Source organism: Bradyrhizobium sp. USDA 4503 (genome assembly GCF_054055815.1).
On the sequence record NZ_JBSRXS010000001.1, the window covers coordinates 2,810,580 to 2,823,309 of the forward strand.

Sequence of the window (12,730 nt, forward strand, 5' to 3'; positions counted from 1 at the left end):
TTGGGCTTCAGCGCGCAGCGCTCTGCGCGGGATTGGGTTCGACGGCGCGTGGCGGCGAGACGATCACGGGCTCGCCGACGCCGGGCCGCACCGTCGGCACGCGGCGCGGATCGTGACCGGTCACCTCGGCGTCAAAACTCTTGCTGCGGCTGACCAGGAAATCGACGATATGGTTGCGCAGCGCATAGTAATAGGGATGGCGGTGCAGGTCGATGCGGCCGCGCTCCTTCGGCAGCGGGTTCTCGACGATCTCGGCCAGCACGGCACCGGGACCGTTGGTCATCAGGAAGATCTTGTCGGCAAGGAAGATCGCCTCGTCGACGTCATGGGTGATCATGAAGGTGGTCTGCCCGGTCTCCAGGCAGATCCGCCGCACCTCGTCCTGCAGCGTGCCGCGGGTCAGCGCGTCGAGCGCCGAGAACGGCTCGTCCATCAGCATGATCTTCGGGGTGATCGACAGCGCCCGCGCGATGCCGACGCGCTGTTTCATGCCGCCGGAGAGCTCGGACGGATGCTTGTGCTCGGAGCCGGTGAGCCCGACGAGATCGATGAACTTCTGCGCATGCGCCTTCACCCGCGCACGGTCCCATTTGCGCCATTTCGAACTGACAGCATAGGCGACATTGCCCGACACGGTGCGCCACGGCAGCAGCGCATGGCTTTGGAAGATCACGGCGCGGTCGAGGCTGGTGCCCTCGATCCCCTGCCCGTCGACGATCACCGTGCCCTCGCTCGGCTCGTCGAGGCCGGCGAGGATGTTCAGCACCGTGGTCTTGCCGCAGCCGGAATGGCCGATCACGCAGCCGAACTCGCCGCGCGCCATCGACAGCCAGAAATTCTCGAACACCGTGGTGACGCCGCCGCCGGCGCCGGGATAGCGCCGCGCAATGCCCTCGATCGAAATGAACTTGTCGGTCATCCGCGGTAGCTCCACGAATGGACTGCGCTCCCTCGCCCCGCTCTTCGCGGGGAGAGGGTTGGGAGGGGCTTCCTCCGCGAGCACGGCGGCAGATAGACTCGCGGAAACTCCCCCTCACCCGATCGCTTCGCGATCGACCTCTCCCCGCAGGCGGGGCGAGGTGAAGTGGCTGCAATGCGGCTGTCGGTCATCGCTACTCCGGAAACGTCACCATGCGGGTGAACCGCGCCAGCACCTGGTCGAGCAGCATGCCGACGAAGCCGATCAAGAGGATTGCGATGATCACATTGGTGATCGACAGGTTATTCCACTCGTTCCAGACGAAGTAGCCGATGCCGGTACCACCGACGAGCATCTCGGCGGCGACGATCACGAGCCAGGCGATCCCGATCGAGATCCGCATGCCCGTCAGGATCGTCGGCGCCGCCGCCGGCAGGATCACCGTGAAGGCGCGCCTGACGGTGCCGACCTCGAGCGTGCGCGCAACGTTGATCCACTCCTTGCGCACACCGGCGACCCCAAACGCGGTGTTGAGCAGCATCGGCCACACCGAGCAGATGAAAATGACAAAGATCGCCGAGATCGAGGAATCCTTGATCGTGTAGAGCGCGAGCGGCATCCAGGCCAGCGGCGAGATCGGCTTCAGCACCTGGATGAAGGGATCGAGCGCCCTGCTGATCAGCGGCGACATGCCGATCATGAAGCCGAGCGGGATCGCGACGACGACCGCGATCAGATAGCCGAGCCCGACGCGCCCGATCGAATAGGCAAGCTGGATGCCGAGCCCCTTGTCGTTCGGGCCATTGTCGTAGAACGGCCGCTTCAGATGCTCCCACAGCTTGGCACCGACATCGAGCGGCCCGGGCATCGCCGACTTGCCCTGCGTCGCGGTCAGCCCCATCAGCCTGGCGTATTCGGGGCTCATGGCCGCCGTCGTGCCGCTGCTGCGGGTGGCGAGGTGCCAGGCGCCGAGGAAGGCGGCAAGCAGCGCGATCGAGACGATGGCGGCGCGAAGACGGAGGGGCAGCATCATCGCGCCCACTCTTTCAACCCGTCGTCCCGGCGAAAGCCGGGACCCATACGCCGTGCCGTCGCGATAAGGCACGCGGGGAGACGCCGTGCCGAATCACTGGCTGTTGGGGTTATGGGTCCCGGCCTTCGCCGGGACGACACCGTGGAGAAAGCCTCGCCCGTCACGACGATTTCCTGATCTTGAAGCTCGCGAGATAATCGTCGGGCTTGGCCTGATCGAAGCTCTTGCCCATCACCGAGAACGACTTGTACGAGGTGGCGGGTGGCGCGAGGCCCATCTCGGCCATCACCTTCTTGGTATCGGTGGCGAGATAGACCTGCTCGGCGACCGCCTTGTAGTCGACGTCGCCCTTGATCTGGCCCCAGCGCTTCATCTGCGTCAGCATCCACACCGCAAAGGACTGCCAGGGGAACGGATCGAAATCGACGCGCTTCGGATCGGTTTTCACGCCACCGAGCCCGTCGGCATAGGTGCCGGTCAGCACCTGCTCCAGCACCGTCACCGGCGCGTTGATGTAGTTGGCCGGCGCAATCGCTTCCGCGATCTGCTTGCGGTTCTCGGCCTTCGCCGCGTAGCCGGTGGCATCCACGATCGCGCGGGTCAGCGCAGCGAAGGAATTCGGCGCCGTCGTGATGAACTCGCGGCTGGCGGCAAAGCTGCAGCAGGGATGGCCGTCCCAGATCTCCTTGGAGAGGATGTGCAGGAAGCCGACCCCGTCATAGATCGCGCGCTGGCAGATATTGTCGGGCGCGAGGAAACCGTCGATGTTGTCGGCGCGCAGATTGGCGACCATCTCAGGCGGCGGCACCGAGCGAAGCTGTACGTCGGTATCCGGATCGAGCCCGTGCTCGGCGAGGTAATAGCGCAGCAGGTAATTGTGCATGGAGTAGTCGAACGGAATGGCGAACTTCATGCCCTTCCAGTCCTTCGGATCGCGCCTGTCCTTGTGCTTCATCGCCAGCGTGATGCCCTGCCCGTTGATGTTCTCGATCGCAGGGACCGTGAACGGGATGGCGTTGGCGCCAAGGCCGAGCGAGATCGCGATCGGCATCGGCGCCAGCATGTGGGCGGCGTCGTATTCCTTGTTGATGGTCTTGTCGCGAATGACCGCCCAGCCGGCGGTCTTCACCACCTCGACGTTGAGGCCCTGCTTGGCATAGAAGCCGAGCGGCGCCGCCATGATGATCGGGGTCGCGCAGGTGATCGGGATGAAGCCGACCTTGAGGTCCTTCTTCTCCGGCGGTCCGGCGTCGGCGAACGCCTCCGTCGCCGTCTTCAGCGGGAAGAACTGTGACAGCGCGGCGAGCGCCGTCGCGGCGCCAACCGATTTCAGGAAAGCGCGGCGCGCGACATCCTGCGGAAACACCGCCCGCATCACCGCCGACGCGACGATGCCTTCGTAACGCTTCTGTTCGCTGAGGTCGGCGACCGGCTCGCAGCGCAACGTGCGCGCGGCCTGCTCATGCTCGGCGGCTGAGCGATGCCAGCCGCAGGCGCAACCCGATCGCGTGAGCACGCGGGCGGCGTCGAAGGGATCATCTGACATGGACATACTGCGCCCCATTGTCGCACCGAAACGCGGGAGAACTCCGCGATCCGGTTCATTGATCGGCGTCCGGCCGCGTTTCGCGCCGCCGGACACCAACAAACATGCAGGTTCTATGCCGCCTTGCCGGTGACGACCGGCGCGGTCGGCAAGCCCTCATCGATCGGCAGCGACGGGTCGCGCGACCACTCGTTCCAGGAGCCGAAGTACATCCGCACGTCCTTCACGCCGGCATTCTTCAGCGCCAGGAAGGTGTTCGAGGCGCGCGCGCCCTTGAAGCAGTAGAGATAGACCGGCGTGGTCTGCGAGATGCCGACGGTGGCGCATTCCGCCAGGATCTCATCCTTCGACTTGAAGCGCGGGCCCTCGGCGGTCGGCTTCATCATGCGGTACCATTCCAGCCACACCGCGCCGGGAATGCGGCCCTTGCGCGGGCAGAAATCCTTGCCATAGGGCGAGGAGCTTTCGCCGATCCACTCGTCGACGTCGCGCACGTCGAGGATCGCAACGCCGGGCTTGCCGACCGCCGCCAGCATCGCCTTGGCGTCGATCATGATATCGCCGGCCTCCGGCACGATCGCAAAGGCGGCCTTCGCCGGCACCGCAACGTCGGTGGTCACCGGCAGGTCGGCCGCCTTCCAGGCATCGAAGCCGCCGTGCAGCACCTTGATCCTGGGATAGCCCAGCATCGTCAGCAGGTAGTAGCCGCGGCAGGACTGGCCGAAGCCGGAATTCATCGACTGCTCGTAGATCACCGCGGTCTCCTTGCCGGAGAGACCGGCGGCGCCGAACGCATCAGCGAACTTGGTCTTCAGCTCGTGGATGCCTTCCGGCGTCGAGGTCGCAAGGAAGGTGAAGATGTCATGCACATTGACGGCACCGGGCAAATGGCCGGCCGCATAGGCATCCGGATTTCGCGTGTCGATGATGACACACGGGTCTTTCTTGACGAGCTCGGCAAGTTCGCCGGCGGTGATCAGAACGTCCGTCATGGCAGCCTCTCCTGTCTGTGGTTGCAGTTGTGGTGGTCCCGAACTTGTTTGAGCATGATCTCCGCGCAAACGCGTTCCGCGTTTGTCGCGAGGGAAAACCGGTTTCCACTTTTCCGGATCATGCTTCAGCCGTCCGCCAGCATCTTGCGCAGCTGCTTGGTGGCGGGCGTGACGATGGCGACGAAATAGGCCTCGCGCAGCCGGCGCTGGGCGCGGTGGCTCATCAGGTAGCCGCGCGCGCCGCAATGGAGCATCGCGGCATGCGCGAACGCGACGCTGGCATCGCCGATCCGCAGTCGCAGTGCGACGACGCGGCGCCAGTAGCTGTCATCGGCATTGTAGGGGTCGCTTGCCAGCGCCATCGCCTCCTTCTCGAACTCGGCATGGAGCTCGCGGAATTGCAGCGGCTGTTGCGGCAGATAGCGGTTGACGTGTCCGAGCGGCGCATGAACCTCGTCCATGATGTTGATGCAATCCTTCATCAGCCCAAGACCCATGCCGGCCTGCAACAGGATGAAGCCGGCGCGGATTTTCTTGACGAACGGCGCAGCCGGCTCGGCCAGGATCAGTTCGTCCGGCACGAACACGTCGCGAAACTGGACGCCATAGGTGCCGGTGCCGTCCATCGCCAGGAACGGCTTGCAGGGCGTCAGCGTGATCGCGGGATCGGAGCAGTCGGCGAGGAACATCACGGTGCTGCCCAGCTCGCCGCTTGCGATGCTGCCCGGCTCGCCCTTGGTGCCCTCGTCCTCGCGCTCGAAGATCGTGCCGAAGTAGTGGCCGGGCCCGAGGTTCGACACCCACGGCAGCGCACCGCGGACGATGTAGCCGCCCTCGACCTTGCGGCCCTTCAGCTTCAGCCGCTCGATGCCGAAGAAGCTCTTCATCGGGTTGGAGAGCCCGGTGCCGCCGAGCGCGCGCCCGCGGGCGAAGCAGTCACCGAAGCGCGCGGCGAGCTTCATGTTGGTGGAATTGGCGACGTACCAGACCAGCGTGTTCTGGCACCACGCCATGAAGGCGGTGGCGCCGCAGACCTCGCCGAGCGCGGCCATCGACTGGATGGCCCAGCGCAGGTCGGCAGGACCCTCTTGCGGCACATGGCTGCTCCAGGCGCCGACCTTGCCGAGCCGGCGCAGGAATTCGCCGGGATAGACCGAGCCGGCATCGACCGCGGCTGCGAGCGGCGCCAGCTCCTGACGGGCAAGGCGGGCAACCTCGTCCGCAATGGTCGGTGCGGGATCTTGAGCTGCGACCCGCGACAAAGCCAGTGAACCCATGGATGATCTCCGCACCTTGAATTGCCGGTCGGGCGCTTACGCGCTGACCTCGAGATTGACGGGACGGGTGAAGGTGTTGGCGACCGGCGACCACTTCTTCACATGCGCGACCAGCGCGTCGATCTCGTCCTGCGAGACCCCCTCGCACTCCATGTCGACCTTGACGCGGACGTCGGTGAAGCCGACCGGCTTCTCGCTGACGTCGCCGGTGCCCCACACCGCGGTGATGTTGAGATCGCCCTCGAGCTCGAGCTCGAGCTTGTTGACGATCCAGCCGCGATGCACGGCGTTGGCGTGCAGGCCGACAGCGAGGCAGGAGCCAAGCGCGGCGAGCGAGGCCTCGGAGGGATTGGGCGCGGTGTCGTCGCCGAGCAGGCCCGGCGGCTCGTCGACGATGTAGGGCGCGAGGTTGCGGATGTAGTTGGCGTGGCGGAACTTGCCCTCGGCCACCGTCTTGCACTTCAAGGTCTTGATCACCTTCGGGTTGGCCTTGCCGTTGGCAATCAGCTGCTCGAGCCCGCCTCTGTCGATCGGCGCGAGGCAGCCGGTCAGTGCGGTTTTCTGGGCGACAGCGGTCATCAGTTTTCTCCCTGGGAGCGATGGAATTGGTCAGGATACCGAACGGTCTGTTTCCTGCACGAAGCGTGCCAGTCCTGCCGCAAATCAAAAGCCGAAATCCCGCAGGCGCTTAAGCGGGGCTGCCTGCGGATTGATCAGGGCGCGGCTGCTCAATCGCCAAGCAAATGGCGCGCGACCGCGATGATTTTCAGCGCATCGATAGGGGCATGAAGATGCGACTTGATGATTCTGCCGCGCTCCGATTTACTGACGTGCATGGCCAAATCGCTTGCGAAGAAAAGAACTGCCGCGGCGTTCACCGCCGGCGACGATGAATCGGCGCGCGGGCGCCTGCTGAACGCCGCAACCCATCTGTTCTGCAAGAACGGAATCAACGCCACCGGCATCGATGCGATCATCGACGAGGCCGGAACCGCGAAGACGACGCTCTACAAGCTGTTCGGCTCGAAGACCAACCTCGTGCATGCGGTGCTGGAGAGCGAAGGCCGCCAGTGGCGCGAATGGTTCATCGGCGCGATCGAGGCCGGCGGCGGCGATCCGCAGACCAAGCTGTCGCGGATCTTCCCTGCCCTGAAGACCTGGTTCGCCGAGGAGCGCTTCTACGGCTGCCCCTTCATCAACGCGGTCGCCGAGCACGACAAGGACGCCAAGCAGTTCCGCAACATCGCGCTGAAGCACAAGAAGGTGGTGCTGGCGCATATCGAGAAGCTCGCCGGCGAGATGGGCGCGGCCGAGCCGGCCGTGCTCGCGCACCAGCTCGCGCTTCTGATCGACGGCGCCATCGTCGCGGCCATGGTGTCGTGCGATCCGACTGTCGCCGACACCGCGGGCCTTGCCGCCAGCAATCTGTTCGCGCCGGCCAAGGCGAAGAAGCCGAAGCGCGCCGGCGGCGCGGCCGAACAACAGCTCCTCGCCGTGTAACGCAACGGCCGCATCGCGACCTCCCGCGTCGGTATTTCTGCGGCGCGATCGCCCGCCGGGTTTACCTGCCGTCAATCACGCCGCGCGATCGGGGCCGGCCTTAAACGCCTGTTAGGTCCGGCCGGGTCAGTTGCGCGGTGAAAGTACGAGGCAAGAACAATGCAGTCCGAAAAAGGACGATACAGCCAGCCGCGCTGGGGCGTGACGCGCTGGCTCGCCGACGCCGGACCGGGCGTCCCTGACGACATCCGCGCGGCGCTGATCGGGGATCTCTACGGCTCGCTGCCGGTGTTTGCGGCTGGCGCGGTCAATACGGTCGCAGTCGCAGCCGTGATTGCGATCCGCGAGCCGACCGCGCTGTTCATCACCTGGGTCGTCCTCGAACTCGTCATCTGCCTCTCGCGCCTCGCCGTGCTCGTGGTTGCGCATCGCGCCGCGCGCGAGCAGCGGCCGACCCCGACCGATCTGCATCTCTTGCTTGCAGTCGCCTGGAGCGCCAGCGTCGGCTTCGGCATCCTGATCAGCCTCGCAAGCGGCGACTGGGTGGTTGCGCTGCTGGCTTCGCTATCGGCGGCAGCGATGGTCGGCGGCATCTGCTTCCGCAATTTCAGCGCCCCGCGCCTTGCCGGCACCATGATCCTGCTCAGCCTCGGCCCGATCGTTCCGGGCGCGGCCCTTGCCGGCGAGCCGCTGCTCTTCATCGTCGTCATGCAGGTGCCGCTGTATCTCACGGCGATGACGGTGGCGGCCTTCCGTCTCACAAGATGCTGATCGCCACCATGCGCGCCGAGCGCGAGAACGGCCATCTTGCCCATCACGACACCCTGACCGGCCTGCGCAATCGCGCCGGCTTCGTCGCGGCGCTGAACACGAAGCTGGCGGCTCCCGCCGGGAATGGCAGGCCCTTTGCGCTGCTGTTCTTCGACCTCGACAATTTCAAGCCGGTCAACGACACCTATGGCCACGCCGCCGGCGACCAGGTGCTGATGCTGACCGCGGAGCGGCTGCGGCGCGCGCTGCCCGAAACCGCGGTAATCGCACGGCTCGGCGGCGACGAGTTCGTGGTGCTGGTCAGCGGCGTCACGGCGGAACAGGCGCTCACGGCCGGCCAGCGCATCATCCAGGCCGTCACGATGCCCTATCAGCTCGCGGGCGGCATCTCGGCCGAGGTCGGCGTCAGCGTCGGCATCGCGGTGTCGCCTGAGCACGGCACCGAGGCCGAACAGCTGCTGGCGTCCGCCGACGCCGCGCTGTACGAGGCGAAATCCGAAGGCAAGGCGCGGTGCCGGATGGCTTCCGTCGCGACCAATGTCGCCGCACTGCGCCGCCTCACGCAGCACAGCCCGGCGCCCGCCACCGATCGCAGCGCCGCCTGAGGCGCGGCGCTCGCCGTTACAGGTCGAAATTCGTCGGCAGCATCACGACGTCGCGGATCGTCATGCCGCGCGGCCGGGTCAGCATGAACATCACGACCTCGGCGACTTCGCTGGCCTCCAGCAGGCTTCCGGCCGCCTTGGCCTCCGCAAGCTTCTCGGGCGGCCAGTCCGCCAGCAGCGCGCTGATCACGGGCCCGGGCGAGATCGAGCCGACGCGGATGCCGTGCTTGAACACCTGGCGCCGCACCGTCTGCACGAAGCAGTTGACCGCCCATTTCGACGACGCATAGACCGGCTCCCACGGCGTCGGGAAATGCGCGGCGAGCGAGCTCGTGACGATGATGTCGCCGGTGCCGCGCGCGATCATGTGCGGCAGCACGTCGTGCACGTTCTTCATCACGACGTTGACGTTGAGGTTCAGCATCCGGTCGATCGCCGCGGTGTCGGCATCGACGAGGTCGCCGCCGACATAGATGCCGGCATTGGCGTGCAGGATGTCGAGCTGGCCGGCCTTCCCGAGCACCTTGGGCAGCAAGGTTGCACACTGCGCGGGATCGAGCAGGTCGATCACCAGCGGGACCACCGCATCGCCGTGCTCGCGGGCGAGCGCTTGCAGCGCGGTGGCATCGCGGTCGACCATCACCACGCGCGCGCCCGCGGCCAGCATCGCCGCGCTGCTCGCCAGTCCAATCCCCGACGCCGCCCCGGTCACGGCCGCCACCTTGCCTTCCAACACTTTCGCCATCGGTCCACCCTGCTGAGATCACCACGACAGTCGCCGCAGTATAGCAATCCCGGACGGCATGTCGGTAACCGAGGATGGGGGAACGCGGCCTCCGCGGCTGACATCGCGCGAAAATTTCAGATGGTAGCGACTGCACACAAGTCCCAAAGCACCGCTGTGGAATGCTGCGCGCCGACACGCCCGTCAGAGGCTGCCAAACGGCCAATAATGCCAAAACGGCCAACAAGAAGAAGCGGAGGACTACAATGACAAGGAACCGTTCGCCCCGGCTATCGCGCCGTCATCTCATCAAGGGCGCCGCGGCCACGTCAGCCGCGCTGCTGCTCGGCAGGCCCGCGATCGCCAGAGGCAAGACGGAGGGCAAGACCGAGATCGTCATCGGCAACATCGACGCCTATTCGGGACCGGCCGCGGTCTATTCGTCGATCGGCCGCACCCCCGGCGGCTATTTCAAGATGATCAACGAGCAAGGCGGCATCAATGGCCGCATGATCAAGTATATCACCTATGACGATGCCTACAGCCCGGCCAAGACTGTCGAGCAGGCGCGCAAGCTGGTCGAAGGCGACGAGATCGACGTGCTGTTTGCGCCGCTCGGCGCGCCGACCAACGCGGCGATCATGAAGTACATGAACCAGAAGAAGGTCCCGCACCTCTTCATTGCCTCGGGCGCGACCAAGTTCGGCGACTACAAGAATTTCCCCTACACCATGGGTTTCCAGCCCTGCTACCAGATCGAGGGCCGCGCCTTCGCGCAGCATGTGCTGTCGACACAGCACGATCCCAAAATCGGCATCGTCTACCAGAACGACGATTTCGGCCGCGACGTGCTGAAGGGCTTCAAGGACGGACTTGGCGCCAGGACGTCCGCAATCGTGGCGGAGCTGTCCTATGAGACCGCCGACCCGACCATCGACAGCCAGGTGGTCCGCTGCAAATCCGCCGGCGCCAACGTGTTCATGAGCATGACCACACCAAAATTCGCCGCCCAAGGCATCAAGAAGATCGCCGAGCTCGGCTGGCAGCCGGCGCACTACATCGGCAACAACGCCTCCTCCGCCGGCTCGACGCTGAAGGCCGCGGGCTTCGACGTCTCCAAGGGAATCATTTCGAGCGCCTACCTGAAGGATCCCGTCGACGCCGCCTGGGACAGCGATCCCGCCATCCAGAAATGGCGCGCGTTCCTCGACAAATATGATCCGGCCGCCGCCAAGAACGACATCTACGCGGTCACCGGCTATCTCACCAGCCAGATCCTGGTCCAGGTGCTCAAGCAGTGCGGCGACGACGTCTCGTCCGAAAGCATCATCAAGCAGGCGGCCAACCTGAAGGATTTCGATTCCGACATGCTGCTGCCCGGCATCCGGATCAACACCTCGCCATCAGACTATTATCCGCTCGAGCAGTTGCAACTGGTGCGCTTCAGCGGCGAGCGCTACGAGCCGATGGGACCGGTGATCGACGGCGGCATTTCGAAGGCCTGATCGTCCGGGGCGTGCACCGCCGGCGCAAAATGCGCCCGTAGGCTTCGTCGAAACCGCGCGCCGAAGCGCGCGGCGGTATCATCCATGGGGATGCCCCTGCTACTTCGGAGGCGGCGGCTTGGGCATCGCCGACAACAAGCGAATTTTGAGCTTGCCTCCCTCGGTCACGTAAGTTGCTGTCCAGATGCCCGCTGTCTCGATAGGCGCGCCGCTTTGGTTCTTGCCCGAGATGCGATACCCGCCGATGGCGAGCGCCATGTCCGAGCCCAATGGCCATGCCTGGTCCACCGTGATTTCCTCATGGTCGAACCCGGCCTTGAAGGCGCCTTGATAAAACTCCGCAATGTCGGAGCGCGGCCCCGCGGGATTGACGTGGATGCCACCGGCCGCGAACAGCGTGGCAATTCCCGCACCATCCTGCTTGTTGAAACTCGCCGCATATTCGGAAGCATTCGCTTCGGCCTTCTGCTTTGGATCACCGTCGGCGGCCATTGCAGACAGCGAAAAGGCAGTCACGAACAGGCATGAGAAGTACGTCCGCAGCATCGCAATTCCTCCCTGAAAAATGTCCGTAAAAATCGCCCGACCCGGGACGAGGACGACAATAAGACATCAACTACGGATTGTAGGCAATCGTTTCAGGCGTTGCGGCGCAACAGGCGGGCTTGCCTGCCCGACGTATCCAACCGACGGATTCTGAGGTAGCCTGTAGTGACCTCGAACGTGGCGAGCCATCATGCTCACGCTCTATTCGTATCCGCCGTTGTTCGGCGTCGCCGACAACAATGGCTATGGTCTGAAGGTATTCGCTTTTCTGAAGCTCGCCGGCGTGCCGTTCCGGCACGAACATATTTTCGATGCATCGAAGGCACCGCGCAAGCAATTGCCCTATGTCGTCGACGGCGACGACACTGTCGGCGACAGCGAGACCATCCTCGCCTATGTCACCGGAAAATATGACGTGACGCTGGATGCCGCGCTGACGCCGGCGCAGCGCACGACCAACCTCCTCGTCACGCGGACGCTCGACGATCTCTACTGGGTGATGTCCTATTCGCGCTGGCAGGACGCGCGCTATTGGCCCCAATTCCGCGACGCGCTCAAGCGCGAGCATCCAGCCCTCACCGACGACGGCTTGATGAAGGCCAAGGAGTTCAACGCCCAGCGCTATTATTACCAGGGTATCGGCCGCTTCGAGCCCGACGCCGCGATGGCCCGCGGGCTCGCCGATCTCGCTGCACTGGCGAGCCTGATCCCGAGCCGTGGCTATGTGCATGGCGACAGGCCGACGACCATCGATGCCGGCATCTATGGCTTCGTGGCCAATATCTACTTCTACGACATCGAGACGCCGTTGAAGCAATTCGTGGTCTCGCACGACGCCCTGGTACAACATTGCTGCGCCATCCACGCGGCAGTGAGTACGTGAGCCCGGGCGAACTCAACCTCTAACTCGATAGTGACCTTCGCGGCGGTGAGCGAACAGGCCGTTGCTCCGTCCACGGCGCAGGTGGAAATATCTGCGCTGGCGTGTCGCAGCCGGCCTCTCGCCAATAGATCGATTTCGGGGGTAGTATCCCGTCCTTGCGCTAACTGCGGAGCCGGTCATGGCTTCAAAACTGTCTTCGGGCATTATCGCGTTAGTCCTCGTTGGAGCAGCAGTGCTTTTGGTTGCAGGTCCGCCACCTGCATGGGGCCTGCTGTTGCTCGGCGCCTTCGCACTGGCGGCGCTCTATATTTTTGCGAGAATGAGGTCGCGCAACGATCCGCTCGATCCACGCTTCGGTAGCTGCATCCCTCCGATTTCCAAGCCGAAGGGCGGCGGCAATGAATGCACCACCTGAGCGCCGTCCAGCAT

14 protein-coding genes are annotated in these 12,730 nt (G+C 64.8%); 6 read left to right on the forward strand and 8 right to left on the reverse strand.

The features are described 5' to 3' along the window. Positions 1 to 7: 7 nt before the first annotated feature. The 6 genes from ACVMIH_RS13795 to ACVMIH_RS13820 form a co-directional block, all read right to left on the reverse strand. Entirely contained in the window at positions 8 to 919 is a 912-nt protein-coding gene (locus ACVMIH_RS13795; RefSeq protein ID WP_456785331.1) for an ABC transporter ATP-binding protein, read from the reverse strand. 193 nt (positions 920 to 1,112) lie between these two features. Further along, positions 1,113 to 1,952 carry a nitrate ABC transporter permease gene (ntrB, locus tag ACVMIH_RS13800; protein ID WP_456862185.1) on the reverse strand — a complete coding sequence of 280 codons (840 nt, stop codon included), beginning with the start codon at positions 1,950 to 1,952 and terminating at the stop codon, positions 1,113 to 1,115. Positions 1,953 to 2,112: 160 nt separating this feature from the next. After that, positions 2,113 to 3,504, reverse strand: a complete 1,392-nt coding sequence (locus ACVMIH_RS13805; protein ID WP_456862187.1) for an ABC transporter substrate-binding protein — start codon at positions 3,502 to 3,504, stop codon at positions 2,113 to 2,115. Positions 3,505 to 3,611: 107 nt separating this feature from the next. Next, positions 3,612 to 4,490 carry a sulfurtransferase gene (locus ACVMIH_RS13810; protein ID WP_057018379.1) on the reverse strand — a complete coding sequence of 293 codons (879 nt, stop codon included), beginning with the start codon at positions 4,488 to 4,490 and terminating at the stop codon, positions 3,612 to 3,614. Positions 4,491 to 4,615: 125 nt separating this feature from the next. Further along, positions 4,616 to 5,767, reverse strand: coding sequence for an acyl-CoA dehydrogenase family protein (locus ACVMIH_RS13815; RefSeq protein ID WP_253589901.1), 1,152 nt, complete (start codon positions 5,765 to 5,767; stop codon positions 4,616 to 4,618). Positions 5,768 to 5,803: 36 nt separating this feature from the next. After that, the gene (locus ACVMIH_RS13820) at positions 5,804 to 6,346 is read right to left on the reverse strand and encodes an OsmC family protein (RefSeq protein WP_456862190.1); all 543 of its coding nucleotides are present in this window, start codon (positions 6,344 to 6,346) and stop codon (positions 5,804 to 5,806) included. A gap of 255 nt (positions 6,347 to 6,601) precedes the next feature. Between ACVMIH_RS13820 and ACVMIH_RS13825 the strand changes: the two genes are divergently transcribed. From ACVMIH_RS13825 to ACVMIH_RS13835, 3 genes are all read left to right on the forward strand, one after another. Then, positions 6,602 to 7,267, forward strand: coding sequence for a TetR/AcrR family transcriptional regulator (locus ACVMIH_RS13825; protein ID WP_456785334.1), 666 nt, complete (start codon positions 6,602 to 6,604; stop codon positions 7,265 to 7,267). Positions 7,268 to 7,426: 159 nt separating this feature from the next. Further along, a complete protein-coding gene (locus ACVMIH_RS13830) occupies positions 7,427 to 8,038 on the forward strand; it encodes a hypothetical protein (protein ID WP_456862192.1) in 612 nt (203 codons plus the stop codon). Further along, positions 8,032 to 8,643, forward strand: coding sequence for a diguanylate cyclase domain-containing protein (locus ACVMIH_RS13835; RefSeq protein WP_456862194.1), 612 nt, complete (start codon positions 8,032 to 8,034; stop codon positions 8,641 to 8,643). Before ACVMIH_RS13830 ends, ACVMIH_RS13835 begins: the two co-directional genes overlap by 7 nt. A 16-nt stretch (positions 8,644 to 8,659) precedes the next feature. On the opposite strand, the gene ACVMIH_RS13840 is transcribed toward ACVMIH_RS13835, so the two are convergent. After that, positions 8,660 to 9,388 (reverse strand): SDR family oxidoreductase, encoded by a 729-nt coding sequence (locus tag ACVMIH_RS13840; protein WP_456862196.1) that lies wholly within the window; start codon positions 9,386 to 9,388, stop codon positions 8,660 to 8,662. A 245-nt stretch (positions 9,389 to 9,633) separates the two neighbouring features. On the opposite strand from ACVMIH_RS13840, the gene ACVMIH_RS13845 reads away from it, so the two are divergent. Further along, positions 9,634 to 10,872 carry an ABC transporter substrate-binding protein gene (locus ACVMIH_RS13845; RefSeq protein WP_456862197.1) on the forward strand — a complete coding sequence of 413 codons (1,239 nt, stop codon included), beginning with the start codon at positions 9,634 to 9,636 and terminating at the stop codon, positions 10,870 to 10,872. A gap of 99 nt (positions 10,873 to 10,971) precedes the next feature. Here the strand turns inward: ACVMIH_RS13845 and ACVMIH_RS13850 are convergent, their stop codons facing one another. After that, positions 10,972 to 11,418, reverse strand: a complete 447-nt coding sequence (locus tag ACVMIH_RS13850; protein WP_456862199.1) for a YybH family protein — start codon at positions 11,416 to 11,418, stop codon at positions 10,972 to 10,974. A 190-nt stretch (positions 11,419 to 11,608) separates the two neighbouring features. Here ACVMIH_RS13850 and ACVMIH_RS13855 point away from each other — a divergent pair, with 190 nt between their 5' ends. Both ACVMIH_RS13855 and ACVMIH_RS13860 read left to right on the forward strand, forming a co-directional pair. Then, a complete protein-coding gene (locus ACVMIH_RS13855; RefSeq protein WP_456862201.1) occupies positions 11,609 to 12,301 on the forward strand; it encodes a glutathione S-transferase C-terminal domain-containing protein in 693 nt (230 codons plus the stop codon). 178 nt (positions 12,302 to 12,479) lie between these two features. Beyond that, on the forward strand, positions 12,480 to 12,716 hold the full coding sequence (locus ACVMIH_RS13860) for a hypothetical protein (protein ID WP_456862202.1): 237 nt from the start codon (positions 12,480 to 12,482) through the stop codon (positions 12,714 to 12,716). Positions 12,717 to 12,730: the final 14 nt, after the last annotated feature.

What these genes read in the sequence shown, in the direction of transcription:
- ACVMIH_RS13815 (WP_253589901.1), bottom strand. Translation starts at nt 5,767, where the DNA reads ATGGGTTCACTGGCTTTGTCGCGGGTCGCAGCTCAAGATCCCGCACCG.
- ACVMIH_RS13850 (WP_456862199.1), bottom strand. Translation starts at nt 11,418, where the DNA reads ATGCTGCGGACGTACTTCTCATGCCTGTTCGTGACTGCCTTTTCGCTG.
- ACVMIH_RS13795 (WP_456785331.1), bottom strand. Translation starts at nt 919, where the DNA reads ATGACCGACAAGTTCATTTCGATCGAGGGCATTGCGCGGCGCTATCCC.
- ACVMIH_RS13860 (WP_456862202.1), top strand. Translation starts at nt 12,480, where the DNA reads ATGGCTTCAAAACTGTCTTCGGGCATTATCGCGTTAGTCCTCGTTGGA.
- ACVMIH_RS13855 (WP_456862201.1), top strand. Translation starts at nt 11,609, where the DNA reads ATGCTCACGCTCTATTCGTATCCGCCGTTGTTCGGCGTCGCCGACAAC.
- ACVMIH_RS13840 (WP_456862196.1), bottom strand. Translation starts at nt 9,388, where the DNA reads ATGGCGAAAGTGTTGGAAGGCAAGGTGGCGGCCGTGACCGGGGCGGCG.
- ACVMIH_RS13830 (WP_456862192.1), top strand. Translation starts at nt 7,427, where the DNA reads ATGCAGTCCGAAAAAGGACGATACAGCCAGCCGCGCTGGGGCGTGACG.
- ACVMIH_RS13820 (WP_456862190.1), bottom strand. Translation starts at nt 6,346, where the DNA reads ATGACCGCTGTCGCCCAGAAAACCGCACTGACCGGCTGCCTCGCGCCG.
- ACVMIH_RS13845 (WP_456862197.1), top strand. Translation starts at nt 9,634, where the DNA reads ATGACAAGGAACCGTTCGCCCCGGCTATCGCGCCGTCATCTCATCAAG.
- ACVMIH_RS13825 (WP_456785334.1), top strand. Translation starts at nt 6,602, where the DNA reads ATGGCCAAATCGCTTGCGAAGAAAAGAACTGCCGCGGCGTTCACCGCC.
- ACVMIH_RS13810 (WP_057018379.1), bottom strand. Translation starts at nt 4,490, where the DNA reads ATGACGGACGTTCTGATCACCGCCGGCGAACTTGCCGAGCTCGTCAAG.
- ACVMIH_RS13835 (WP_456862194.1), top strand. Translation starts at nt 8,032, where the DNA reads ATGCTGATCGCCACCATGCGCGCCGAGCGCGAGAACGGCCATCTTGCC.
- ntrB (WP_456862185.1), bottom strand. Translation starts at nt 1,952, where the DNA reads ATGATGCTGCCCCTCCGTCTTCGCGCCGCCATCGTCTCGATCGCGCTG.
- ACVMIH_RS13805 (WP_456862187.1), bottom strand. Translation starts at nt 3,504, where the DNA reads ATGTCCATGTCAGATGATCCCTTCGACGCCGCCCGCGTGCTCACGCGA.